The organism is Niallia circulans (assembly GCF_003726095.1).
GTDB lineage: Bacteria > Bacillota > Bacilli > Bacillales > Cytobacillaceae > Niallia > Niallia circulans_A.
Window position 1 is genome coordinate 4,670,958 of sequence record NZ_CP026031.1, and the last position, 25,072, is coordinate 4,696,029.

General features: G+C 35.5%; 25 protein-coding genes and 1 riboswitch. Of the genes, 17 read left to right on the plus strand and 8 right to left on the minus strand.

Features of this window, described 5'->3' with window-relative positions; genetic code table 11:
- Positions 1–13 precede the first annotated feature (13 nt).
- Entirely contained in the window at positions 14–1,246 is a 1,233-nt protein-coding gene (locus C2I06_RS22330) for an aminopeptidase (protein WP_095330693.1), read from the minus strand.
- Positions 1,247–1,460: 214 nt separating this feature from the next.
- Here C2I06_RS22330 and pgmB point away from each other — a divergent pair, with 214 nt between their 5' ends.
- Complete coding sequence (gene pgmB, locus C2I06_RS22335) at positions 1,461–2,126, plus strand: beta-phosphoglucomutase (protein ID WP_123258884.1); 666 nt, start codon at positions 1,461–1,463, stop codon at positions 2,124–2,126.
- Between the two features lie 160 nt (positions 2,127–2,286).
- On the opposite strand, the gene C2I06_RS22340 is transcribed toward pgmB, so the two are convergent.
- Together C2I06_RS22340 and C2I06_RS25220 are read right to left on the minus strand one after the other, a co-directional pair.
- Complete coding sequence (locus C2I06_RS22340; RefSeq protein ID WP_095330696.1) at positions 2,287–4,368, minus strand: DNA topoisomerase III; 2,082 nt, start codon at positions 4,366–4,368, stop codon at positions 2,287–2,289.
- 276 nt (positions 4,369–4,644) lie between these two features.
- Positions 4,645–4,803, minus strand: coding sequence for a hypothetical protein (locus C2I06_RS25220; RefSeq protein ID WP_162837578.1), 159 nt, complete (start codon positions 4,801–4,803; stop codon positions 4,645–4,647).
- Positions 4,804–4,915: 112 nt separating this feature from the next.
- On the opposite strand from C2I06_RS25220, the gene C2I06_RS22345 reads away from it, so the two are divergent.
- The 5 genes from C2I06_RS22345 to C2I06_RS22365 all read left to right on the plus strand — a co-directional run bounded on the left by C2I06_RS22345 (position 4,916) and on the right by C2I06_RS22365 (position 9,619).
- A complete protein-coding gene (locus tag C2I06_RS22345) occupies positions 4,916–5,296 on the plus strand; it encodes a DnaJ family domain-containing protein (RefSeq protein WP_123258885.1) in 381 nt (126 codons plus the stop codon).
- Positions 5,297–5,781: 485 nt separating this feature from the next.
- The gene (motA, locus tag C2I06_RS22350) at positions 5,782–6,582 is read left to right on the plus strand and encodes a flagellar motor stator protein MotA (RefSeq protein WP_095330698.1); all 801 of its coding nucleotides are present in this window, start codon (positions 5,782–5,784) and stop codon (positions 6,580–6,582) included.
- Complete coding sequence (gene motB, locus C2I06_RS22355) at positions 6,575–7,381, plus strand: flagellar motor protein MotB (RefSeq protein ID WP_095330700.1); 807 nt, start codon at positions 6,575–6,577, stop codon at positions 7,379–7,381. Before motA ends, motB begins: the two co-directional genes overlap by 8 nt.
- A 208-nt stretch (positions 7,382–7,589) precedes the next feature.
- Positions 7,590–8,693: a carbohydrate kinase gene (locus C2I06_RS22360; RefSeq protein WP_217279784.1), complete on the plus strand. Its 1,104-nt coding sequence runs from the start codon at positions 7,590–7,592 to the stop codon at positions 8,691–8,693.
- 14 nt (positions 8,694–8,707) lie between these two features.
- A complete protein-coding gene (locus tag C2I06_RS22365) occupies positions 8,708–9,619 on the plus strand; it encodes a pseudouridine-5'-phosphate glycosidase (protein ID WP_095330703.1) in 912 nt (303 codons plus the stop codon).
- Between the two features lie 255 nt (positions 9,620–9,874).
- Here the strand turns inward: C2I06_RS22365 and C2I06_RS22370 are convergent, their stop codons facing one another.
- Entirely contained in the window at positions 9,875–10,204 is a 330-nt protein-coding gene (locus C2I06_RS22370) for a helix-turn-helix domain-containing protein (RefSeq protein WP_123258886.1), read from the minus strand.
- A 333-nt stretch (positions 10,205–10,537) separates the two neighbouring features.
- Here C2I06_RS22370 and C2I06_RS22375 point away from each other — a divergent pair, with 333 nt between their 5' ends.
- A complete protein-coding gene (locus C2I06_RS22375) occupies positions 10,538–10,747 on the plus strand; it encodes a hypothetical protein (protein ID WP_047941728.1) in 210 nt (69 codons plus the stop codon).
- 195 nt (positions 10,748–10,942) lie between these two features.
- Positions 10,943–11,028, plus strand: a riboswitch (cyclic di-GMP riboswitch).
- 32 nt (positions 11,029–11,060) lie between these two features.
- Complete coding sequence (locus C2I06_RS22380; RefSeq protein WP_082138297.1) at positions 11,061–11,210, plus strand: anti-repressor SinI family protein; 150 nt, start codon at positions 11,061–11,063, stop codon at positions 11,208–11,210.
- A 165-nt stretch (positions 11,211–11,375) separates the two neighbouring features.
- On the opposite strand, the gene C2I06_RS22385 is transcribed toward C2I06_RS22380, so the two are convergent.
- Positions 11,376–11,699 carry a helix-turn-helix domain-containing protein gene (locus tag C2I06_RS22385; protein WP_047941727.1) on the minus strand — a complete coding sequence of 108 codons (324 nt, stop codon included), beginning with the start codon at positions 11,697–11,699 and terminating at the stop codon, positions 11,376–11,378.
- 284 nt (positions 11,700–11,983) lie between these two features.
- Here C2I06_RS22385 and treR point away from each other — a divergent pair, with 284 nt between their 5' ends.
- The 3 genes from treR (at position 11,984) to map (ending at position 14,311) form a co-directional block, all read left to right on the plus strand.
- Entirely contained in the window at positions 11,984–12,700 is a 717-nt protein-coding gene (gene treR / locus C2I06_RS22390) for a trehalose operon repressor (protein WP_171509291.1), read from the plus strand.
- Between the two features lie 78 nt (positions 12,701–12,778).
- Positions 12,779–13,297, plus strand: coding sequence for a type 1 glutamine amidotransferase domain-containing protein (locus tag C2I06_RS22395; RefSeq protein ID WP_123258887.1), 519 nt, complete (start codon positions 12,779–12,781; stop codon positions 13,295–13,297).
- 261 nt (positions 13,298–13,558) lie between these two features.
- Entirely contained in the window at positions 13,559–14,311 is a 753-nt protein-coding gene (map, locus tag C2I06_RS22400) for a type I methionyl aminopeptidase (RefSeq protein ID WP_095330711.1), read from the plus strand.
- Between the two features lie 73 nt (positions 14,312–14,384).
- Here map and C2I06_RS22405 read toward each other — a convergent pair whose 3' ends face one another.
- Positions 14,385–14,609: a DUF1128 domain-containing protein gene (locus C2I06_RS22405; RefSeq protein WP_095330713.1), complete on the minus strand. Its 225-nt coding sequence runs from the start codon at positions 14,607–14,609 to the stop codon at positions 14,385–14,387.
- A 153-nt stretch (positions 14,610–14,762) separates the two neighbouring features.
- Here C2I06_RS22405 and C2I06_RS22410 point away from each other — a divergent pair, with 153 nt between their 5' ends.
- From C2I06_RS22410 to C2I06_RS22420, 3 genes are all read left to right on the plus strand, one after another.
- A complete protein-coding gene (locus C2I06_RS22410) occupies positions 14,763–15,236 on the plus strand; it encodes a low molecular weight protein-tyrosine-phosphatase (RefSeq protein WP_095330715.1) in 474 nt (157 codons plus the stop codon).
- 80 nt (positions 15,237–15,316) lie between these two features.
- Positions 15,317–15,682, plus strand: a complete 366-nt coding sequence (locus C2I06_RS22415) for a YtxH domain-containing protein (protein ID WP_163184870.1) — start codon at positions 15,317–15,319, stop codon at positions 15,680–15,682.
- 201 nt (positions 15,683–15,883) lie between these two features.
- Positions 15,884–16,705, plus strand: coding sequence for a YihY/virulence factor BrkB family protein (locus tag C2I06_RS22420; RefSeq protein ID WP_095330719.1), 822 nt, complete (start codon positions 15,884–15,886; stop codon positions 16,703–16,705).
- A gap of 841 nt (positions 16,706–17,546) precedes the next feature.
- Here C2I06_RS22420 and C2I06_RS22425 read toward each other — a convergent pair.
- Together C2I06_RS22425 and C2I06_RS22430 are read right to left on the minus strand one after the other, a co-directional pair.
- On the minus strand, positions 17,547–19,478 hold the full coding sequence (locus C2I06_RS22425; protein WP_123258889.1) for a heavy metal translocating P-type ATPase: 1,932 nt from the start codon (positions 19,476–19,478) through the stop codon (positions 17,547–17,549).
- A gap of 173 nt (positions 19,479–19,651) precedes the next feature.
- Complete coding sequence (locus tag C2I06_RS22430) at positions 19,652–20,827, minus strand: MFS transporter (RefSeq protein WP_095330723.1); 1,176 nt, start codon at positions 20,825–20,827, stop codon at positions 19,652–19,654.
- 238 nt (positions 20,828–21,065) lie between these two features.
- Between C2I06_RS22430 and cax the strand changes: the two genes are divergently transcribed.
- The 3 genes from cax to C2I06_RS22445 all read left to right on the plus strand — a co-directional run bounded on the left by cax (position 21,066) and on the right by C2I06_RS22445 (position 24,083).
- Positions 21,066–22,130 carry a calcium/proton exchanger gene (gene cax, locus C2I06_RS22435; protein WP_123258890.1) on the plus strand — a complete coding sequence of 355 codons (1,065 nt, stop codon included), beginning with the start codon at positions 21,066–21,068 and terminating at the stop codon, positions 22,128–22,130.
- Between the two features lie 414 nt (positions 22,131–22,544).
- A complete protein-coding gene (locus C2I06_RS22440; protein WP_095330727.1) occupies positions 22,545–23,159 on the plus strand; it encodes a YczE/YyaS/YitT family protein in 615 nt (204 codons plus the stop codon).
- Positions 23,160–23,258: 99 nt separating this feature from the next.
- Positions 23,259–24,083 (plus strand): YfkD famly protein, encoded by an 825-nt coding sequence (locus C2I06_RS22445; protein ID WP_095330728.1) that lies wholly within the window; start codon positions 23,259–23,261, stop codon positions 24,081–24,083.
- Positions 24,084–25,072: the final 989 nt, after the last annotated feature.

Genomic DNA, 25,072 nt, shown 5'->3' on the forward strand with positions numbered 1-25,072 from the left:
TAGTTACTTAAAATTAAAATGCCCAATCTCCATTTCTGAATACTGCTTCTACTTTTCCGTCTACGGTAATACCGTCAATATTCATTTTGTCTGATCCTATCATAAAGTCGACATGTGTAATACTATCGTTTAAACCTTTTTCAGCTAGTTCTTCACTTGACATCTTTTTTCCACCTTCAATACAGAATGCATATGCACTTCCGATTGCTAAGTGATTTGAGGCATTTTCATCAAATAAAGTATTGTAGTAAAGAATATTTGATTGTGAAATAGGTGAACGATGTGGTACTAAAGCTACTTCTCCAAGATAATGAGAACCTTCATCTGTTTCAACTAATTGACGAAGAATTTCTTCCCCTTCTTCTGCCTTTACATCGATAATTCGACCATCTTTAAAGGTTACGGAGAAATTATTAATAATGTTTCCGCCATAGCTTAACGGCTTTGTGCTTGATACAGTTCCATTTACTCCTTTTTTATGTGGAACAGTGAAGACTTCTTCAGTCGGCATATTTGCCATGAATTCAAAACCTTTTTCATTGATAGATCCTGCTCCACACCATAGATGTCCTTCTGGAAGTTCAATCGTTAAATCTGTACCTGGAGCTGTATAATGAAGCTGTTTGTATGCTTTTTCATTTAAGTAATCCACTTTTGTATGAAGTGTTTTATCATGCTCTTTCCATGCTTGGATTGGATTTGCTTGATCTACTCGAATAGCCTTAAATATAGCATCCCATAGTAACTCCACTCTGCTGTTTTCAGGAGCGTCTGGGAAAACAAGATTTGCCCAAGCTTTGGATGGAACAGCAATTACGGTCCAGCTTACTTTATCAGACTGTACATATTTTCGGAATTGGCTTAAAGCTGTTCCAGAAGCCTTTTGGAAGTTACTAATTCGTTCAGAATCAATCCCTTTTAAAAGGTCTGGACTAGAAGATACTACAGACATGAAGGCTGCCCCTTCTTCTGCAAGTGAAATCGTCTCTTTTGCTCTAAATTCAGGATATTCTTTAAATGCTTCATCTGGTGCCAATTCGTATTTTGTACGAGTAACGATATCATCACTCCAGTTGACTACAACATTACTTGCGCCAATTTGGTAAGCTTCTTTTACGACAAGACGAACAAACTCTGCAGATTCAATGGATGTATTAATAACAAGTGTTTGTCCTTTTTGGATATTTACACCGACTTTTACTGCGAGTTCAGCATATTTTTGTAAATTTTCTTGAAATGTACTCATTTTTATTCTCCTTTTCTATAAGCGGTTAGCTCTATGTATAACATGAATCCCAATATGGAATGGATGCTGCTTCTATTGTAGCTTTTTTAGAAAGAGAAATAAACTGATTGATCGTAACATTAGGATAATAATTGATCTTATCGCAAGAGAAACAAATAATAAGCATTTTTGGTAAAATAGCTATAATGGATTTTTTTATTTATGGGAGGTTTTTATGGCTAATCGGTTACAAGCAGTTATCTTTGATTTTGATGGTGTTATAGCAGACACTGTTCCCTTATATTACAAAGCAACAAAAAAAATGGCGGTGGAGATTGGGGCATCCTTTACTAGAGAAGATAACTTAAGATATCAAGGTGTTCCGCGAAAGGTGCTAATTGACGACTTAGTTGCACAAACAGATAAAGTATTTACAGATAGAGAAAAGGAAATGTTAGGAAATCGCAAGAGTGAATATTATAAAGCTTTAATTTCGGAATTCACAGTAGAAAATATGCTGCCAGGAATGTATGAATTTTTGAAAGATCTTAGGGAAATGGGTATTAAATTTGGGATTGCATCCTCTAGTTCCAATGCACCTTTTTTATTGGATCGCTTTGGAATAAGAGACTGGTTCGAATGCATAGTAGATCCACATTCCCTGAAAAAGGGAAAACCAGATCCGGAAATATTTTTAACAGCAGCAGATTGCTTAGGGGTCGATTATCATGAGTGTGCTGCGATAGAGGATGGACAAGCAGGCTTGAGTGGAATTCTGCAGACACCTATGTTTTCTGTCGGGATAGGACAAGGAGATGTTTTTGCAAAAGCGGATTGGCAAGTTGCCTCCACTAGAGAACTAAGTGCGAGTACTTTATTAGAAAAGTTTAATAATCGATGAAGAAAATGAAGAATACTGATTCATGGAAGCAAAGAGTAGTGTGAACGGCTTGTAATAGTAGCAAAGTACATAAAAAATATCATCCGAAATTATCCATAACTTTTCGGATGATATTGGAGTAATTATTAGCTGGAATGCGAATATACCAGCCTTGTAGCTTTTAATCGTCTTTTTTCATCGCGGCTTTTAATAAATCACCTAGACTATTTCCAAAGCTTTCGTCTTTACTGTATTTCTGAACAAGTTTCCGTTCTTCTCTTTTGTTAATGGTCTTTTTACGGTCTGTAGCTTTTTCCACTACATTGCAGTTTCTGCATTGGAAATAGGTACCGGCCACTCCATTATGGATTTCCATTTTCTTATGGCATTGTGGACAACGCTTGTTGGAAAGTTTAGGATCTTTTCTTTTACTAAAAGAACAATCCATACTGGAGCATACAAGAATTTTTCCGTTTTTTGTATTTTTTTCCTTTAGGAAAGACCCACATTCAGGACATTTGGAGCCAGTGAGATTTTGCATTTTATACGATTTCTCACTTTGTTTTATTTCCCGGACAAATCGTTTGGTCTGCTCTTTAATTTGTTCCATAAATTGATGAGGATTTGCTTTTCCTTTAGCGATATCCTCTAACTCTTGCTCCCATTTTGCCGTTAAATCGGGAGTAGTCAAATCATCATTAACGAGATTGAGAAGCTGTTTTCCTTTGGAGGTAGAATGTAATTTCCCATTTTGTCTTTCTAATACCTCAGATGAAAGCAATCTTTCAATTATTTCAGCACGCGTAGCAGGAGTCCCCAGTCCGAATTTCTCCATTTTTCCTAGAATATCAGCTTCTGTAAAACGTGATGGAGCTTCCGTAAATTTTTGCTCCAAATTTACAGATTGGACTTTTAATTGTTGTCCCTTTTGAAGCTGTATATTTTTTGAAGAATCTGTTTTGCGAGAGTCTAAAGCTTTAAAACCTAATTCTAATATATTTGTTTCTTGAGCGACAAAGGAAGCTCCATTAATGTTTAATGTAGTAGAAATAATTTCATACTTATATTTTGGATAAAATAACGTCAAAAATCTTTTTACGATTAAGTCATAAATTTTTACTTCCTCATTATCTAACCGGTTTAAAAATACAGGCTGCTCGGTCGGGATAATGGCATGGTGGTCAGATACTTTATTGTTATTGAACACATTATTTGCTTCGACCTTCCCCTTGTTACGTAAGATAGGTTGAACTTCTTCTTTAAATGCGCCGGATATACTTTCAATGCGATCAATCATCGTATTCTTCATATCTGTCGTTAAGTATCGTGAATCCGTTCTCGGATAGGTGACAAGTTTATGTTGCTCATATAGCTTCTGCAGGACATTTAACGTTTTTTTGGCAGAAAAACCGAATCGGCGGTTTGCGTCTCGCTGGAGTTCTGTTAAATCATAAGGCAATGGCTGATGCTCTGTTTTTTCTTTTACGGTAAGCGTCTCAACCACTGCCTGCTTCCCTTTCGTATTAGCTACAATTTTTTCTGCTGTTTCTTTTGAAAAGATTCTTCTCTCTTGATTCTTTTCATATTTCGCTTGTAGAGAATCTATTTGTGCAGTGATGGTCCAATATTCTTTTGGAACAAAGGATTGAATTTCTTTTTCTCTCTCTAGAACCATTGATAAAGTAGGGGTTTGAACACGCCCTGCTGACAATGGATCATTGAATTTCGTTGTTAAGGCTCTTGAAACATTTAAGCCGATTAGCCAATCTGCTTGTGCTCTACACACAGCGGATTGATATAAGCGATCGTAATCTTTTCCCGGCTTTAGTTGTTTAAAGCCATCCTTTATTGCTCGGTCCGTTTGTGAAGATATCCATAATCGTTTAGTTGGTTTGGTAAATCGGATTTTCTCTAATATCCAACGTGCGACTAATTCTCCTTCACGCCCTGCATCTGTGGCGATAATACAATCTTTAATATCTTTTCTTTTTGCCAGTTGTTCAATGGCTTTATATTGATGACTGGTTTGCTTCATCACTTTTAATTCCATTTTCTGTGGAATAATTGGTAAATCATCTAAATTCCAATTTTTAAATTTGGGATCATAATGCTCGGGCATTTTTAATTCAATTAAATGGCCTAAAGCCCAAGTCACTATATATTTATCTGATTCCAAATAATTTTTAGTGGATTTATTGCAACCAAGCACTCTGGCTATTTCTCTCGCAACACTTGGCTTTTCACATAACACAAGAGATTTCATCTAAACACCTTCCAATAGAATTTTTAGCTGTCTTGAATAATAGAAGCAGATTCTGTTATTCATTTTAAGTTATTTAATAATTATCGTTTTATTAGTCATACGATACCTTCTAGTATAACATGAGAGGAGAAGGGGAATGGGAAATAGTGAGCTTTTGCTGAATATTAATGCGGAGCATATAGAAGACCTATTTCGAACGTATAGGAAAATAAAGGGAGGGAAAAAGGAGGACGGCGCCCTTTTCCAATGGTCGCGAACGCCGTCTATTGCATGGATTTACTCTTCTTCTTCGATTCGGTTTTTAAAAGCTTCCTGTGTTACGATAAATTCTTCATCGCCAGGAGCATCCTCTGTATGTGTATGTTTTCTTGTGTCCTTTGGAAGCGGACCTGGATGGTGTTTCTTCTTATGATTGAAATGTTCTCCACGTGCCAATAATAACACCCCTTTCTTTTCTATTTTTTATAAAAATCGCTCATCCTATACCGACGAGAAGTGGAAATTGTATAATGGAAATAGGTTTATGAAAACAGGAGGGGATAGATGAATGGATTTTTCGATTCTTGTTTCAGAAGATAAAATAAAAAAAGCATATAAAGACGGGGAATTTAACCATCTTCCAGGGTTCGGAAAACCACTCCCAAAAGATAGTCTAGATTCTGTACCAAAAGAATTGCGAATGGCCTATCGTGTTCTCAAGAATGCTGGATATTCATTAGAAGAGGATAAGATTAGACAAGAATTATTGTCCATGGAAGATTTAATTCGTTCCTGTGAGACAGAAGGAGAAAAGGTAGTTTTACAAAGAAAATATAATGAAAAATTATTGCGATTTCGTAAAATGATGAAAGAACGTACAGGAGAAAGTCACTCTAATCCTTTTTCTGGATATCAGAAAAAGGTAGAGAATAAATTCTTTCCGAAATAATGATAGTAGGTACGGTTATGATTCAAATATAGGTTTCTTAACTTATATTTCAAAAGAGTGGCTGGCAAAACAAATATATAATGGATAAAGACGAATATTCTCTAATTTGGTGGTGAAAACCAATTCGTTCTATTACACTACAGACATATAATACCCCGGGGAGCAACCTAAGCCTCCGCGGCTGCCCCATGGAAAGCGAAGTGTATTCAGGCTGCGGTAATCATCACAAACCCTCATTCTTAAATTTAATTAACCCCCGAACAATTATACGACTATTTTTTAGTGTGTACGTATAATTGTTCGGGGGTATATTTGATTGAAATTCTTATGACCCGTCCTCTTTTTCGATTAAAAAAGCAGGACTATTGTCATGATTCATGAAGTTTCCGAAATTTACATGAAATAAAACTAAAATTTTGAAGAGAAATGTCGAAAAAAAAGGTAAGACATAGAATCGAAATTTTGGAATAAGATAGGTGAAAATAATGGATAAAACTTCCTTGATAGGAATTATACTTGCTATTATTGCTGTGGGAGTAGGAATGGTGTTTAAAGGTGTCAGTCCTGCGGTATTATTGAATCCAGCAGCTATTCTAATTATTTTAGTAGGTACAGTAGCAGCAGTAGTTATTGCCTTTCCTGCTTCAGAGATTAAACGAGTTCCAAAGTTATTCGGCATCTTGTTTAAGGAGCAGAAAGTGCAGGATACGAAAGAGTTAATTCGCTTGTTTTCAGAGTGGGCACAATTAGCTAGAAAAGAGGGACTTCTTGCATTAGAAGCAAAAACAGATGAAATTGAAGATCCATTTTTGAGAAATGGCTTATCTTTGTCTGTGGATGGACAAAGTGCAGAGTATATTAGAGATGTATTAACAGAAGAAATTGAAGCAATGGAAGAGAGACATCGTACAGGAGCGCTTATTTTTACCCAAGCAGGTACCTACGCCCCTACATTGGGAGTACTTGGAGCAGTAATTGGGCTGATTGCAGCTTTAGGAAATATGTCTGATGCTGAAGCGCTTGGACATGCTATTAGTGCCGCGTTTGTTGCTACTTTAATGGGGATATTTACTGGATACGTTTTATGGCATCCATTTGCAAATAAACTGAAGAGAAAATCACACATGGAAGCAAGTCAAAAATATTTGATGATAGAAGGGGTTCTTTCTATTTTAGAAGGAGAAGCGCCTAGGGTAATTGAACAAAAGCTTGCATCGTATTTACCTGTTTCAGAAAGAAGACAATTTCTTGAAGAAAGCGAAAGTAGTGTGAATACGAATGAGTAAAAAGAAAAAAAAGAAAGTACATCATGAGGAGCATGTTGATGAATCTTGGCTTGTTCCTTATGCGGATATCCTTACTTTATTGCTGGCTTTATTTATCGTTTTATATGGCATGAGTTCTGTTGACGCTAAAAAATTCTCTGAAATCGCAGAAGCTTTTAATAAAGAATTACAAGGAGGGACAGGTATATTTGAATACCCTAGTCCTGCACCGTCAATGAATAGTGAAACTACAGATGTTGATTTGGCTGATCAAGAGAAAAAGGAAGATAAAAAAGATAAAAAAAATCTTAGCGAAAAAGAACTAAAAGAATTACAAAAACAGAAAGATAAACAAGAATTATCAGAGATTCAACAAAAGGTAAATGCCTATATTGCTAAGAATAAATTAGGGAATAAGCTGGATACGGAACTGACGGATGAAGGTTTGCATGTTTCAATTAGAGATAATGTACTCTTTGCTTCTGGAAGTGCCGAAGTTCGCAATAAAGACAGAAAAGTTGTTTCCGAAATTGCTAATTTACTTGTCATGGATCCGCCGCGAAGCATTATTATAAGTGGACATACAGACAATGTTCCCATCCGCAATTCACGATATGCGTCCAACTGGGAACTAAGTGTGACTAGAGCTTTAAATTTCATGAAATTACTTCTTGAAAACAAGAAACTAGATCCTAAATCATTTAGCGCCAAAGGTTACGGTGAGTTTCAGCCTATTGCTAGTAATGATAGTTCTGCTGGAAGAGCAAAAAATAGAAGAGTAGATATTTTAATTGAACCAAGAGTAGCAAAAGAAGACTAACAATGGATAGTCTTCTTTTTTTGATTGGAAAATCTTGATTAAAAAGAGATTCCTAAAAAAACAAATAAATAAAGTTTTCATAAAAATGAATAAAGTCTTGTTGTTTGATAAACAAAAGTTTATAATGTAGACAAATGTTGTTTTTAGGGCTAGAGATGATTCTTCTCTACTTCTGACAATTGGCAGTTTCACTTTATTTGAGGGGGAGATGGAAGTGAATGATAAAGAGATTTTTATTCTTCAGCTGATTAAAGAAAATCCCTTTGTTACTCAAAATGAAATAGCTGAGAAAATGGGCTTATCCCGTTCTGCGGTAGCAGGTTATATTTCTTCTTTAACAAAAGAAGGAAAACTACTAGGTAGAGCCTATGTGTTACCAAAAAAGAAAGAAGTTATTTGTATTGGAGGAGCCAATGTAGATCGTAAAGTTCAAGCAGAGGAGACCATTCAATACGGTACCTCTAATCCAGCCTCTACAAGTCAGTCTCCTGGCGGGGTAGCAAGAAATATTGCAGAGAATTTAGGGAGATTGGGACTCGAAACTTCTTTATTTACTATTGTGGGAGATGACCATGAAGGGGAATGGCTACTAGAGAATACCAAAAGCTATGCAGATATCACTCCTTCTCTTTTGTCTAATCTATATCGAACGGGGACCTATACAGCTTTATTGGAATCTGATGGTGAACTTGCTGTTGCTTTAGCGGATATGTCTATATATGACACCATTGATAAAGATATAATCGATAAAAAGTGGGGGTATATTGCAACATCAGAATTAGTTATTCTTGACACTAATTTTTCAGCAGAAGTATTGGAGCATATTATCATCAGATGCAGGCAAGAACAAATGGCATTGTGTATTACACCTGTATCGGCACCAAAAGTACGAAAACTGCCCGAAGATTTGCATGGAGTTACTTGGTTGATTGCAAACAGAGATGAGGCAGAGGCATTAGCGGAGATGAAAATAAAAGAAGAGGGAGACTTCTTTAAAGCAGCCGAAATCATTCTCGAAAAAGGTGTTGAAAAAGTAGTTATAACGAGGGGAGATAAAGGCCTTATCTATTTTACAAAGCTAGGGGAAGCTGGTGTTATCTTACCTCCAGAAGCAGAAGTAGTCGATGTAACAGGTGCTGGCGATTCCCTTGTTTCAGGTATAATGTATTCTCATATTAAAGGCCTAAACACGGAAGACGCTTGTAAAATCGGCATTACTTGCTCGAACATAACCCTTCAATCGAATCAAACAGTAAATCCACTATTAAATAATAAAAAGTTACAAGAACTATTTGGAAAATACTTTCGCTAAAAGGAGCATATAACATGAAAACAGAATGGCTAGAATTCTCAAAAGAAGTATTAGAAGCAAAGAAAAATAATCTACCGATTGTAGCATTAGAATCAACTATCATTTCCCATGGTATGCCTTATCCTCAAAACGTGGAAACCGCTAAAGAAGTAGAAGATATTATTCGCAAAAATGGCGCAGTTCCTGCAACTATTGCGATAATAGAAGGAAAAATAAAGATTGGTTTATCAGAAGATGAAATTGAATTTTTAGCTAAAAGCGATAATATTGAGAAAGCAAGCAGACGTGATTTACCATATTTAATTGCTGGTAAAAAAAATGGGGCAACCACTGTAGCAGCTACCATGATTTGCGCAGAGCTTGCAGGAATTAAAGTGTTTGTAACTGGTGGAATTGGCGGTGTTCATAGAGAAGCAGAGCATACAATGGATATTTCTGCAGATTTACAAGAATTAGCTAAAACAAGCGTAGCGGTTGTTTGCGCAGGGGCTAAATCTATATTAGATATTGGATTAACGTTAGAATATCTTGAAACATATGGCGTTCCAGTTGTAGGATATGGAACAAAGTCTCTTCCAGCCTTCTATACAAGAACTAGTCCATTTGAAGTGAATTTCTCAGTAGAAAATCCAAAAGAAGCAGCTGACATGATCCAAACAAAATGGGCATTAGGATTAGATGGCGGGGTAGTGATCGCTAATCCAATTCCAGAAAATGATGCTCTCGATGAAAAATACATTACAGATATTATTGAAAAGGCACTTCAAGAAGCGAAAGAAAACCATATTACAGGTAAAAAAGTAACTCCATTCTTATTAAGTCGCGTAAAAGAATTAACAGAAGGAACAAGCCTAGTTGCTAATATTGCATTAGTCAAAAACAATGCAGAAGTGGGCTCAAGAATAGCAGTAGAGTTAAATAAATAAGAAATAAGACTATTCGAAGTAAGAATGTCGCTTTCCAAATCGGTAGTGCCATTCTCTTTGAATAGTCTTTTTAATGAAAAAATTTTATTAAAAAAACGAAACAGGAAGAGTACAGATAAACTCCAATAGAGGAAGCCAAGGAGACTTTAGAGTTGTCCCATTGAGAAAAATGAACTTATGATAATCATAACTATTTTTTGCTTATGTCCTATGCTTATGCGCGATTGCTATAATAGAGTTAGCTTTTCCTTATTTCTAGTTCTCTTGTCTTTTTTTAAATTTAACATATTCAAGAATGCCAGCAAAATCTTCTTTTGTGATTCCTTCTTCAATTGCCTCTTCTACCAAACTCATCCAGTCTTCATCAATGCCTTCTATCACTGTGTGATTATTGTCTAGTAGTTCCTCCACATTTGTCTCAAGAGAGTGGGCAAGTTTCGTTAATACTTGAAGAGAGGGATTTTTTTGAATTCCTCTTTCAATATAACTTAAATAAGATTTGGAAACACCAGATTTGTCGGAAAGTTCATTAATAGAAAAGCCTTTTTTTATTCTTAATGTCTTTATTTTTGCTCCAACCAGCATAACAATTTTCTCCTTATCACCTAAAGAAATATAATTTCATTATAACGAACGATAAAATGAATAGAAAATATGAAAAAGCTAGATAATAGGAGTTATTCTGAGGAAAAGAATGATAGTTGTTCGTTAAAAAGAAAAAACGGTTGTTTTTGGAATTTTAAAAAATGATAGTTTTGCACTATACTTATGGGAAAGTTCTTTAATAAGAACATTATTGTGTTTTATAACATTATAATCCTAATTAAAAAGATACTAGGATGGATTTTCTTACTAAATCGTAGCAATTATTTTTCAGCATACAAACCTAAAAGGAAAAGGCAAAGGAAGAGGTGAAAAATGTATAGAAAAAACTGTGACATATGCAATAGACCATCGTACAGTAGTAGTGAACGAGGCAGGTGGATTTGTCCTATATGCCAAAATGACTTAACGGAATATCCTTTTTTTGATGCAATTACATTTGAACAAATTCATATTAATTATTCTTTTAAAAAAGTGCTAAAAAGCTATCAAACACAATATTATGATAGAAGACAAGATAAGTAGTGCTGCTGGCATTAGAGAAATCTGTAAATAATGCATAAGTATGATTAATTCGATAAGATTCGCTGGAATCAACATATTTTGTAGAAACAACGAGAAATATTTTAGTAATTTGTCCTAATTTTATGACAAATTACTGCATCATTTCATGAGGAAAAGCGATATAATGGGAAAACAGTAAAGAATACGAGAAAAGGTAAATGTAAAAGGCAAACCAATACGAAAGTTTGGGACGCAAAGTCACGGATCTAATGTCTTAAAACAATGATGGCCGGACTGCCAAAATACAAATGTATTTTTGGGAGGGAAGAATTAAGTGATTAATAGTCAACTTTTTACCGAGGAATTGGATTCAGAATGGATTCAATTAATTAATGAAGCCAAAAATATTGGAATGAATTTGCAAGAAGTAAGAGAATTTTTGCGAAGTGAGAAGGATTACTTAATTCAAGAAAATCCGAAATAAACATTTGTATATAGAAAATGATTGTCCAAAAATGGACAAAAAAGGTATCTCTACATTGAATTTTTTCACAATAATGGAATTATATTGTGAGGCATTCAATGTAGATAACTCTTTTGTAATGGAAAAATTTAATAACCTATTTTAGCCATATAAGTGGAAAACGTATTATTTTTTTTGTTCCAGTCTCCATCTGTTAAATTCCAAAAATTCACGAAATTCTTTTTTGGATACTCCAGAATCCATTGCCTCTTTTACAATTTTTAACCATTCAGAATCTAACTCATCCTTATTCTGTTGATCATTGATTAAATGATCGACTGGTATATTGAAAACAGCTGCTATTTTTTCTAAAAACTGAATCGATGGATTGGATTGTAAATTTCTTTCCAAGGAACTTAAATAAGATTTTGCAACTCCGGCTTGTTCAGCTAATTCTGACAAGGACATTCTCTTCTCTAAACGTAGCTGTTTTACACGATCCCCAATCATACGCTCACTCACTTTCACTCTTTACGGTATGTATATTTATGATAGCATTTATAGATAAAAAGTTCCATATAAAGAACGAATTGTTCTATCCATTATGCTTATAAACCATTGATGTAAAAGACTATTTTAAAAGTATGTTCACAATATTGAAATATATCTTATAGTGTTTACCCTTTTCTACATACACTGAAACATTTTTTTATTTATTTTTCAATCCTTTTTAGACAATTTGTCTGAAAAAGAGTAGAATGGTAACGAATAATTTGAAAATGTTGGTGAATTTCATGTTGAATAAATATTATATGATATTCGAGGAACTTGAGGCTGCGATCAGAAATGGAAAGTATCCACCTGATACTATTTTGCCATCTGAAAATGAATTAGCTGAGCAGTATAACACATCTAGAGAAACGATCCGTAAGGCTTTAAATATTTTATCGCAAAAAGGATATATTCAAAAGCTCAGAGGAAAAGGCTCCTTAGTACTTGATTTAGAAAAACTTCAATTTCCGATTTCTGGGCTAGTTAGCTTTAAGGAATTGGCGGATAAAATGGGACATTCCTCTGTAACAATTATTGAGAGCTTTACGAATAAACAACCATCTTCTCTTTTGCAAAAGGAAATGCAGTTAAACAAGGACGATTCTATCTGGGAAGTGTTTCGTGTAAGAGAAATTAATCAAGAACGGATCATTTTAGATAAGGATTATATTGTCGAAAAATATGTTCCGGGATTAACAGAGGAAATATGTAAAAACTCTATTTTTGACTATATTGAGAAAGAGTTAAATTTAAAAATTAGCTTTGCGAAAAAAGAATTTACGGTAGAAGAGCCTACAGAAGAAGACTATAATCTATTAGATTTAGAAGGATTTCATTCGATCGTAGTAGTGAAAAACTACATTTATTTTGAAAATGCTACTTTATTTCAATTTACTGAGTCGCGACATCGACCAGATAAATTTCGATTTGTTGATTTTGCAAGAAGAAACGAAGCGTGAAAAAATGGTCCTAGCATGTTTTATTTTCATTCTATGGGGAACGTTACTTATAGAAAATAGGAAAAGGAGATGCTATATATGAGTAAAAGAATTGCTACTTTAATTACTGATATGTTTGAGGACTCTGAGTACACAGAACCAGCTAAGGCTTATAAAGAAGCTGGGCACGAAGTTGTAACAATTGAACTAGAAGCTGGTAAAACGGTGGAAGGAAAACAAAAAGAAGCCTCAGTGACAATTGATAAAGGAATAGATGAAGTTTCCCCTGATGAATTTGATGCCTTATTCATACCAGGAGGATTTTCTCCTGACCAGCTTCGTGTCGATGATCGAGTTGTGGCTTTTACAAAAGCGTTTATGGATGAAAAAAAACCTGTTTTTGCAATCTGTCATGGACCGCAGCTCCTCATTACTGCTAAAGCGCTAGAAGGTAGAAATGCTACTGGCTACAAATCAATCAAAGTGGACATGGAATACGCAGGTGTTACTTTTAAGGATGAAGAGGTAGTCGTATGTGGGGACCAATTAGTAACAAGCAGAACGCCAAAAGATATCCCTGCCTTTAATCGTGAATCGTTAAAGCTTTTAAATAAATAAAGAAATATAAATAATGGAAAGAGTCTGTACCTACACAGATTTATGGTAAGGGGAATATAATCTTTTTATCATGAGTTGCAGTAGGTATAGGCTCTTTTTTTGTGTTAATCTTAAGAAGAGAATAGTTGTTTTTTTTGCTGCAATCAACTCATAATGTTAAGATAGCATACTTAATGAACCGCTAATATAAAAAGAGGAATAGACAAAATTCTATTTGTGTTCATTCTTAGCGGTAACTTTAGATAGGAAGAAGGCTTGGACATGATTGTATTAAAATCAAAACGAGAAATTGAACAAATGAAGAAGGCTGGTGAGATTCTAGTTGGTTGTCATAAAATGATTGCCAAGATGATTAAACCAGGTATTACTACTTTGGAAATTGATCAAAAGGTGGAAGCTTATTTAGCAGAAATGGGAGCGACTCCCGAACAAAAAGGATACCGAGATTATCCATATGCAACTTGTGCTAGTATAAATGATGAAATTTGTCACGGTTTCCCAAGAAATGAGCCTCTAAAAAAGGGAGATATCGTAACCATTGACATGGTTGTTAATTATAATGGAGCATTGGCTGATTCTGCATGGACATATGCAGTTGGAGAAGTATCAGCTGAATTGCAAAAACTGATGGATGTTACAAAAAAAGCCCTCTATATAGGTATTGAACAGGCGAAGGTTGGCAATCGCATCGGGGATATTGGATTCGCTATTCAACAATATGTGGAAGAACACGGTTTTTCTGTTGTGAGAGATTTTATCGGACATGGCATTGGAAAAGTAATACATGAAAAACCAGAAGTACCTCATTTTGGTTTAGCTGGTAAAGGGCCACGTATCAAAGAAGGAATGGTATTTACAATTGAGCCAATGGTCAATATGGGTGATTATAAAATGAAAATGGATAATAATGGATGGACAGCGAGAACGATAGATGGGAAGCACTCAGCACAATATGAGCATACCATTGCCATCACAAAAGAAGGTCCTGTTATTCTTACAGATCAAGATGCTTAAGGGGATATTTTGTCGATCTTATGGCATTTAAAAAAATCAGTGGGCATCCACCCACTGATTTTTTTAAATCAAGTTATTGTTTTCGCAAGTTTCCAAGCTCTTCAGCGAGTGCCTGCATTTCATTTGGACTAAAGGAGTCTCGTTTCATCACATGATCATAAATTTCTTTAATGTCATCATATAGATCTTCATCAAAATGGGTGGATTTAATGGCACCTATGTTTAATACTTTTAATTTTTCTTTTATCTTTTCAATCATGAAATTCACATTTTCTGTTGTTTTATTATCTAAATTCATACCTTTCCCCTTTCTTGGACAATAAAGTTGTTCTATTCATCTTTTCATGCAAACATAGAAATGTCAATATAGAGGTATATGATTAAATAAAGTGCTTTTTGCGAACTGGTAAGTAAAAAAAGTATGTAAATAGAAAAATGGAGGAAAATAAAAATGAAAATACGTGTTTTATTTATTTGCTTAGGAAATATTTGTCGTTCGCCTATGGCGGAGGCGGTATTCCGTGACCTAGTCGAAAAGGAAGGATTGCAGAAGACTATTATTTGTGATTCTGCCGGAACTGGCGGATGGCATACTGGAAATCCGCCTCACCAGGGAACAAGAGATATTCTTAAAGTAAATAAAATCAAGGATGCAGGTATTTTTGCCCGTCAATTGGCGGATAAGGATTTAGAAGAATTTGATTATCTAATTGCAATGGATAACAGTAATATAGCGAATATCAAAAAGCTTAATGAAATGTTAGTCGGCACAAAAGTCCGTTTATTAATGGATTATACAGACCATGCTGCGGGAAAGGAAGTACCAGACCCATATTATACCGGCAATTTTGAAGAGGTGTTTGCCTTAGTGAAGGATGGCTGTGAAGGTCTGTTACGAGAGATTAAACAAAAATATTCCTTATAGGCAATAAGAGCCATCCTTCAAGCCTGTTTTAGAAATGGTGCTGTAATAGCCAAAATAACTAATTTGGAGAGGTGGCAGGGATGATGAAAATGAGTATAACAAAAGGTCTTTTTATCGGCAGTCTTATTGGAACAGCAATCAGCTTATTTGATAGACATACAAGACAACATGCAGTAACAACTTTACAGCATGCGAAAGATACTGTAACAGATTTAGATCAAATGACATCTAGTTTGAATCTGACTTCCGAAAAAATAAAGAATTCAGCCCTGAAAATTTCGGACGATGCTGCATTTGTTAAAAAACAGTTAGAAGAACTAAAAGGAATAACACCAGTCGTAGCAGGTATTATCCGAGATACAAAGGAAGCTTTCACAAGTGGAAAAATGAGAAATCAGGAAAGAACGCTTGTTTCCAGCATACAATATTTACCTAAGCCAGAATAGCCTGTAAGAATGCTTTAACAGGGATAGCAGCCTATGTCCCCCTCTCTTTATTTGAAAAGAGGGATGCATTTAGGCTGCCTTCCATTACATACCATGAGTACAGAAAGGGCTAATGTCTTTTCTATTTAATGGACAGGTTTTTATTTACACAATAAAGGGCAATAGACATACATAAAAGAACTGTTAGGACGGTGATTTTGTATGGGAGACGTAATTCCATTTATAAAGGTTCTTATCAAGAAAATTCAACAAGATAATGTATTTGATCTGGCAGCCCAATTATCCTATTATTTCCTTTTGTCAATTTTCCCATTACTTATTTTTGTGATGACACTTCTTCCGTATCTTCCTATTACGAAGGAAGACTTATTAGGATTAGTGGAGGGTTTTGCTCCAGGAGATATTATGAATACGATTGAATCCAATATTGATCAGGTGCTAAGCAGAAATGTTAGTTTATTATCCTTTGGTATCATTGCGACAATATGGTCTGCTTCAAACGGATTAAATGCTATCGTAAAGGCATTAAATAAAGCGTATGATGTGGAAGAAACAAGATCTTTTATAGTTGCAAGAGGAATGTCTATTTTACTGACACTTGGAATGATTGCTGTAGTAGTAGTTGCTTTGCTATTGCCAGTATTTGGAGAACAAATCGGGATGTTTTTATTTTCCCAATTTAACTTAACGGATGAATTTTTATCTTTGTGGAATACTTTAAGGTTTCTTGCATCCCCAATCATTTTATTTATTGTGTTTCTTGCTCTTTATTGGATTGCACCGAATAAAAAACTAAAATGTATTTCCGCTATTCCAGGAGCCATTTTCGCTGCAATTGGCTGGGTAGTCGCTTCTTTAGCCTTCTCTTATTATGTAGGGAACTTTAGTAATTATTCGGCAACATATGGAAGTATTGGAACAATTATTGTTCTAATGATTTGGTTCTATATAACAGGCATTATTATTATTATTGGTGGCGAGATTAATGCTTATTTCACGGAAAGAAAGAAAGAACCTTGTTAAGTGTATCCGTTATTTACCTCTATAAAAAAAATGCAAAAGAACAAACTATTAGAGGGGAAACATTTAATAAAGGGGGAATTTAAAATGACAAAACATACAAAAAAAGATGGCGGAACAAAACAAAAAGGGAAAAGTAAGCCAAAGCATAAAACATCTGGTTCTGCCAACGGATCAAACGGCTACCATTAACCAAAAGGCCTTCAAAGATACACTTTGGAGGCCTTTTTGCTTGGCGTAATAAAGGATAGCAATATAAATTGGGAAAATTAGCTAGTTTGTGTTTGGTCCATTAATTCCTTTTGGTAACAATGTTAGCAGTGACGAAAACAGTGTGGGGGAATTAATGATGACTCATATACAGCTTAGCCAATTAAATGGTTCTCTTATAAAAAAATCACTAATTGGGCTGGGGAATAGTGGATAATTGAATATATCTGGCCAATCGAGCAAGAGAATTAGCTGAAAAGTAAAAATATCAGCCAACCGGAAGGAGGAATCAGCCAAAACTAGAAAATATCAGCCAACCGGAAGGAGGAATCAGCCAAAACTAGAAAATATCAGCCAACCGGAAGGAGGAATCAGCCAAAAGCAAAAAATATCAGCCAACCGGAAGGAGAAATCAGCCAAAACCAAAAAATATCAGCCAACCGGAAAGAGAAATCAGCCAAAACCAGAAAGTATCAGCCAACCGGAAGGAGAAATCAGCCAAAACCAGAAAATATCAGCCAACCGGAAGGAGAAATCAGCCAAAATCAAAAAATATCAGCCAACCGGAGGGAGGAATCAGCCAAAAGCAAAAAATATCAGCCAAACATGTATCCCATTCCTCCCGCCGAGTTGCTTATCCTTTTAATAACCGCAAGCTATTTAAAATAACCAAGATGGTACTGCCCTCATGTCCAATAACGCCAAATGGAAGGGCAACGATTTGTAAGAAGTTGGAAATAATTAATAGCATAATGACCGAAATAGAAAAGATAATATTTTGTTTAATAATTCGATTCATCCGTTTAGATAGTTGAATAGCATCAGCAATTTTAGGTAAATCATTTTTCATTAAGACGACATCTGCCGTTTCTAAAGCAACATCTGTACCTTCCCCCATGGCAATGCCGACATTTGCTGTGGCGAGAGCTGGTGCATCATTAATTCCATCCCCTACCATTGCCACGATTTCATATCGCTCTTTTAACTCTTTAATAGAGGTTACTTTCTTTTCTGGTAAGCATTCCGCAATATAGTCCTCTACATAGCTTTCTTGGGCAATGGCTTTTGCTGTTTTTTCATTATCTCCTGTCACCATAACCGTATAAATACCATTTTCTTTTAAGCGGTTAATAGCTTCTTTTGATTCTTCTCTTACAATATCCTTTAATGCGATTAACGCAATCACATCTGCATCTTTTTTAATAAATACAGTGGTTTTTCCTTCTTCTGATAACTGATCATATTTTCCTTCTTGGAAAGCCTTTGCTTCCTTTTCTCCTACAAAAGCAGCTTTTCCGATCCGCCATTCGCTGTTATTCAAAAGGGCGGTCACACCCCAGCCTGAATTATCTTGAATGCTCTCTGGCTGGGGGAATGTCTCTTGATACTTATGCTTAGCGTATTGGACAATTGCTTTTGCAAGTGGATGATTTGAATGGCTTTCAATGCTAGCTGTTATTTGAATGATTTCTTTCTTTGAAAAATGACGATCAACCAGGACATCAGTTACAACCGGTTTTCCTTTTGTTAATGTTCCTGTTTTGTCAAAGGCAATTGCTCTTATATGGGCAAGGTTTTCTAGGTGAACGCCACCTTTAAAAAGAATACCAGCTCTTGCTCCATTCGAAATCGCTGATAAGGTGGCTGGCATAATGCTTGCAACTAAGGCACAAGGAGAGGCCACGACTAAAAAAATCATTGCTCGATAAAAAGTTTCATTCCAAGACCACCCTAATAGGAAATGGGGAAGGAACATTAATAGGACAACAACAGTTAACACAATTTTGACATACGCACCTTCGAACTTTTCGATAAAGGCTTGCGAAGGGGATTTCTCACTTTGTGCTGATTGAATCAATGTAATAATTTTTTGGAAAAGAGTTTCATCTGCATGTTTTGTCAGGGTGACGGTAATGGAGCCACTTATATTTACGGTTCCGGCAAAAACTTCATCATTGATCCCCTTAGATAATGGGATAGATTCGCCTGTGATAGCTGCTTCATCAATTGCTGTAGTTCCTTTTATAATCTTTCCATCCACAGGTACTCTTTCACCTGGTTTAATTAAAATGATATCGGAGATAGAAAGAGATGATACTGGAACCAATTGCTCTTGGCCATCAGGCAGGATTCGCACCGCTTCTTCTGGCTGTAATTTCATCAGGGCAGATATTTCTTTGTTGCTCTTATTCATTGTATAAGTCTCTAATGCTCCGCTTACAGCAAAGATAAATATTAATATCGCTCCTTCTGCCCAATATCCTATAATAGCAGAACCAACTGCAGCAAAAATCATGAGCATTTCGACATTTAATTCTTTATTTTCAATAGTTTCGCTGATTCCCTCTTTCGCTTTTGCATACCCTCCAATCACAAAAGCAAGTAAGTAGGCAAGAATAGACATAGAAGAATAATGAAAATGATGTAAAATCCAGCCGCCAACAATGAATACTCCGCTTATCCCGGCAGCAATAAGTTCGAGATGAGGAGATAGTTTGGCAAATAGAGTTGGCTTTGCTTCTACCTTTGTTTCGATATAGGTTTTTAATTCTGTTTCTGTAGACATCGTTTTTTCCTCCTTTGTTAATCATTCTTATTGAGAGCGAGAATCAAGTTCAACACCCTTAAAAAACACGAAAGCTGCCACCTAGTAGGTGACAGCATAAATACCGAATTAAAATAATTTTTTTATATTTAGTTGTATAAGCTGATTTTACCACATATTGTATGCGCAAGGTATTATTTTGCTTCTGCTAAATATTGATTTTTCACTTCTTTTTTCCCGAAAAGGAAAATAATCAAACCAACAATAAATAAGATAGCAGCAATCACTACAAAATAGCTTATATGCTGGAAATACTGAATAAACACCCCGCCCAAATATGGACCAATGAGACTCCCAACACTAAAGGCCATTCCACAAAGAAGATTTCCAGTCGGTAGAAGATTAGTTGGAACTAAATCGGTCATATAGCTAATACCTAGTGAGAAGGTAGAGCCAACTGCCATTCCGGCAAGGAAGAGACAGATGATCAGGCCAATTAAATAAGCTTCTAATAGGCTTGCGAAAGAAAAGCAGGCAGTACCAATAATTAAAATCGTTATAAGTGTCTGTCTTCTGCCAAATTTATCACTAATCATTCCTAAAGGAAGCTGAAAGACAATAGCTCCTATCGAAAAGGCGGTAAGCAAGAGAGAAATCTGGACGACACTTAATTCAATTCTTAATCCATACACAGGAAAACTAGAGTTTAAGCTTGATTCTAAGAATCCATAGGCAAGCGGTGGAAGAAAAGCAATCCATGCATACTTCATGGCACTAGAAAAGCGTTTCATTGTATCGAGAAATGAATTGGTTTCAACTGTTTGTTCTGGAAAATCATTTTTAATCCAGAGAATAAAGATCCATGCGATAAAGCACATAATAGATGAAAGAATAAATGGCAGCGACTCATTTATTTTTACTAATGGTGTTAACAATGGTCCCACTGCAAATCCAATCCCAAAGAATACACCGTATAGTGAAATATTGCGTCCGCGTTTCTCCTTTGGTGAAGCGGTAGTAATCCATGTTTGGGTTGCAAAATGGAGAGAATGATCTCCAATTCCAATAAATAAACGGAGAAGGAACCAGAACCAAAAGGATTTCCACACTGGAAAAAGTGCTAGTGCGACAATAACAACCAACCCGCCAAAAATGATAACGGGTTTATACCCATATTTACGCAAGGGATGTTCCATAAAAGGAGAGATTAGCAGAATCCCTATATAGAGTCCGACTGCATTTAAGCCATTTAAACTGGAAGAAAGACCATCATTTTCAAAAATAACAGCTATTAATGGAAGCAGCATTCCTTGACTAAATCCAGAAATACTGACAATGCTAATTAGTACGGCAAATTTTTTACTGTTCATAATATACTCCCTTATTTCTTACATTGTGTCTATATTTAGTCTCCCTAAATGATGTTAAAGGGGATTGAACAGTATTGCAATAGATTTTTTAGAGAAATAAGAATATTATTTTTCTTATGATAAAACAGTAACATTTCTTAAAAACTGGTTATATTTAGGGAAAGTAGCTGTATAATAAGTTTAGCCTCCAGTTGGATGGGAAAATATATGAAGATGATAGGAGAAAGGAAGCGAAAAAATGGTTAATAAAATATTTATGATAGCAGCATTTATTGGAGTTCCATTATCGATAATAGGTTCCTTGTTACATTGGTCAAGCATTCTTATGTTTGTTATTTACTGTCTTACCATCATCGCGTTATCAAGTTTTATGGGAAGAGCAACAGAAAGCTTAGCAATTGTCGCTGGCCCTCGAATTGGTGGATTGCTAAACGCTACTTTTGGTAATGCCGTAGAATTAATAATTGCTATATTTGCTTTACGTGAGGGATTAACAGAAGTAGTGTTAGCATCCTTAACTGGATCTGTGTTAGGGAATCTATTGCTGGTAGCAGGATTGTCCTTTTTTATCGGCGGGCTAAAGTATAAGAGACAGCAATTTAATGTTTTTGATGCTCGTCATAATTCAGGACTGCTGATTTTCGCAGTTATTGTTGCATTTGTAATTCCAGAAGTTTTTACGATGAATATGGGTGAAGGAAAAACACTTTCCTTAAGCATTGGGATCGCTATTATATTGATTGTATTGTATTTAGCAGCACTTTTATTCAAATTAGTAACTCATCGCGGAGTTTATCAAGTGGAAAAGAGTGGAGACCACAGTCATGCTCATGAGGAAATTCCAGAATGGTCTGTGAAAAAAAGTATTGCTATTTTGGCGATTGCAACACTAGCAGTTGCTTATGTATCAGAAAACCTAGTACATACTTTCGAGGTAGTTGCAGAATCATTTGGCTGGTCTGAGTTATTTATCGGGATCATTATTGTGGCGATTGTAGGAAATGCGGCCGAACATGCTTCTGCTGTCGTAATGGCATACAAGAACAAGATGGACATAGCGGTTGAAATTGCGATTGGTTCAACGTTGCAAATTGCGATGTTTGTGGCACCGTTATTAGTATTAATTTCCTTGTTTTTCCCGAGTGGAATGTCATTAGTCTTTACGTTGCCAGAACTTATTAGTATGGTAACAGCTGTATTGCTAATGGTAAGTATTTCAAATGATGGAGAGACAAACTGGTTTGAGGGAGCTACCTTACTGGCAGCTTATGCGATTATGGGAATTGGGTTTTATTTGCTTTAAGAAACATAATTTAGAAATAACAAGGCCTAGCCGTTTTCTTTACAACGGCTAGGCTTCTTTTTCTTTATTCACCTCTTTATTTTTCGATAATAAATTTTAAGTATTCGTTGATTTAAATATGTTGTTTAGGGATTCTATCATGTCGCTTCCATCGGATCACCAACCTCTTTTCCTTTTGTAATATGGATTACATTCTGATTGATGAATATTCAAAGGTTTATATTGTCCTCCTTTACTAAAATACAAGCGATCTAAATAGCTGCCCTCCTTTTATTTGATGATCTTATTATACAATAATATTTAATAAATGTAAATATTCTGATTATTTATTTTTAAGAATAACGGACAAGTTTTAAGTTAGGTAAGCATATGAATGAAAGAAAGAGGATGGTTGGAGAAAGGGGATATACAGGTATGTCGTCATTTTTTTATCGATGCCTTTTGTATGTAGTCGGGCTTTTTATATTAGCGTTTGGGGCAACGTTGACTATTAAGGCAAATTTAGGAGCTGGTCCTTGGGATGCTCTTAATGTAGGTTTGTCTCATTTGGTTGGATTAACAATAGGAAGCTGGATTGTTATTATAGGTATCATCCTTATATTTGTTAACGCTTTACTTTTACGCAATAAACCAAATTTATTATCTCTAGCAACCGTGTTTATTCTTGGTTTTTTTGTTGACTTTTGGATGGCACATCTTGTTAATCGTCTTCATTATTTTATGTTTATGAGTCAATTACTTTTACTTATTGCCGGATTAATTATTGTGGGTCTCGGGATTGCTCTCTACTTACAGTCTGAATTTCCTTTAAATCCCATTGATGATTTTATGGTTACCATTCAGGAGAGATATGGAGTCAATCTTATGGTGGCTAAGCTAATTGGAGAAATACTTGCTTTATTGTTCGCTTTTTTAGTAAAAGGACCTATTGGGCTTGGTACCTTAATCATTGCTTTTGGACTTGGTCCAGCTATTCAATTTTTCCATCCATACTGTTCTAAGCTGACGGGGAAATTTGTAATAAAATAGAAGGAAAGAAAAAAATTATTTTTAAATGGATAATCTCGATAAACTCCGAAAAAAATAATCATAGTGATGGATGATTATTTGAAGGGAGTTCAACTTGCTATGTACAAGAAAATAATGATTGTGCTTATATCTTTTTTCTTAATGCTGCCAATGTTCACGTATGCGGAAAAAGCAAAAGAAAAAGAAAAAGAAGAAAATCCACGGAAATCCAAAATTATTACCATACCTAATGCAGTTATGAATATAACGAAGGAAAATACGTATCCAAACCCAACACAGGATGTACCTAAGCTACAACCTAGTGAGTTAACACAGCAGCTTATTAATTCTTCTAAAGTGAAAATCGATAATCCAGACTTGATTCGTATGCTGAATGAATCCACGGTTAATAGTACGCCATTTGCTCTTGGCTATAAAGCCATTGTGTATTTAGGCCAATGGCCGCTTAACTATGAATCAACAGAAACAGCGCCAAATTGGGAGTATCAGAAAATAAACACCAATTTCTATGATAATCGTGGTGGAAAATCATCCTATCAGATCCATTATGTGCAAGAATCACAGAAAAAAGTAAGAGGCGGCTTAACTGCAAAAATTCCCAATGCAGAACAAGTAAAGAAAATGATGCTTGTAAAAGCAGCTCAAAATTCAGGGTTATCTCTCGCATTTGAAACAGTGGTTGGAACAGGAACGAAAAAGGATCAAGTATACAATATCCCAGCTAAAAGACTAGGGTATTTATATGGCTATGCACCTGCAGTTAATGAAAAAGGAAAAGTGACATATGGTGAAGTATACATGATGCTTAAAGGAAGCAAAAAATCCATTATAGTCAAAAATGTAACTTCTCAAGGAATTGGTGCATGGATTCCTGTCCAAGATCATGTTTCCTTTGAATTCAGCGCAAGCGAAAAACCGAAATAAATAAATGGTGAAAAGACTGACTATGGATGTCAGTCTTTTTTGTTAGAGAAGGTGTTGTGGGAAACAGAAATAACAGAAGTGAATCGGAGAAAGTGGCTTTTTTATGGAGGATGAAAGCTAAACGAGGAGGGGATAATTGGAAAAAATGGTGTTCATAAGAGAAATGAAAACCAAAAGAAGGTAAGCTAAGCGGAAAAGTGGTGTTCATAGGAAGGATGAAAGCAAGAAAAGCGGAGAGGAAAGAGAAAAATGGTGTTCATAAGAGAAATGAAAACCAAAAGAAGGTAAGCTAAGCGGAAAAATGGTGTTCATAGGAAGGATGAAAGCCAGAAAAGCGGAGAGGAAAGAGAAAAGTGGTGTTCATAAGAGAAATGAAAACCAAAAGAAGGTAAGCTAAGCGGAAAAGAGGTGTTCATAAGAAGGATGAAAGCAAGAAAAGCGGAGAGGAAAGAGAAAAATGGTGTTCATAAGAGAAATGAAAACCAAAAGAAGGTAAGCTAAGCGGAAAAATGGTGTTCATAGGAAGGATGAAAGCCAGAAAAGCGGAGAGGAAAGAGAAAAGTGGTGTTCATAAGAGAAATGAAAACCAAAAGAAGGTAAGCTAAGCGGAAAAGAGGTGTTCATAGGAAGGATGAAAGCAAGAAAAGCGGAGAGGAAAGAGAAAAATGGTGTTCATAAGAGAAATGAAAACCAAAAGAAGGTAAGCTAAGCGGAAAAATGGTGTTCATAAGAAGGATGAAAGCCAGAAAAGCGGAGAGGAAAGAGAAAAATGGTGTTCATAAGAGAAATGAAAACCAAAAGGAGGTAAGCTAAGCGGAAAAGTGGTGTTCATAGGAAGGATGAAAGCAAGAAAAGCGGAGAGGAAAGAGAAAAATGGTGTTCATAAGAGAAATGAAAACCAAAAGAAGGTAAGCTAAGCGGAAAAGAGGTGTTCATAAGGGAGATGAAAGCCAAAAAGAAAAACAGCATTTCTCCTTACCGCAAACTTA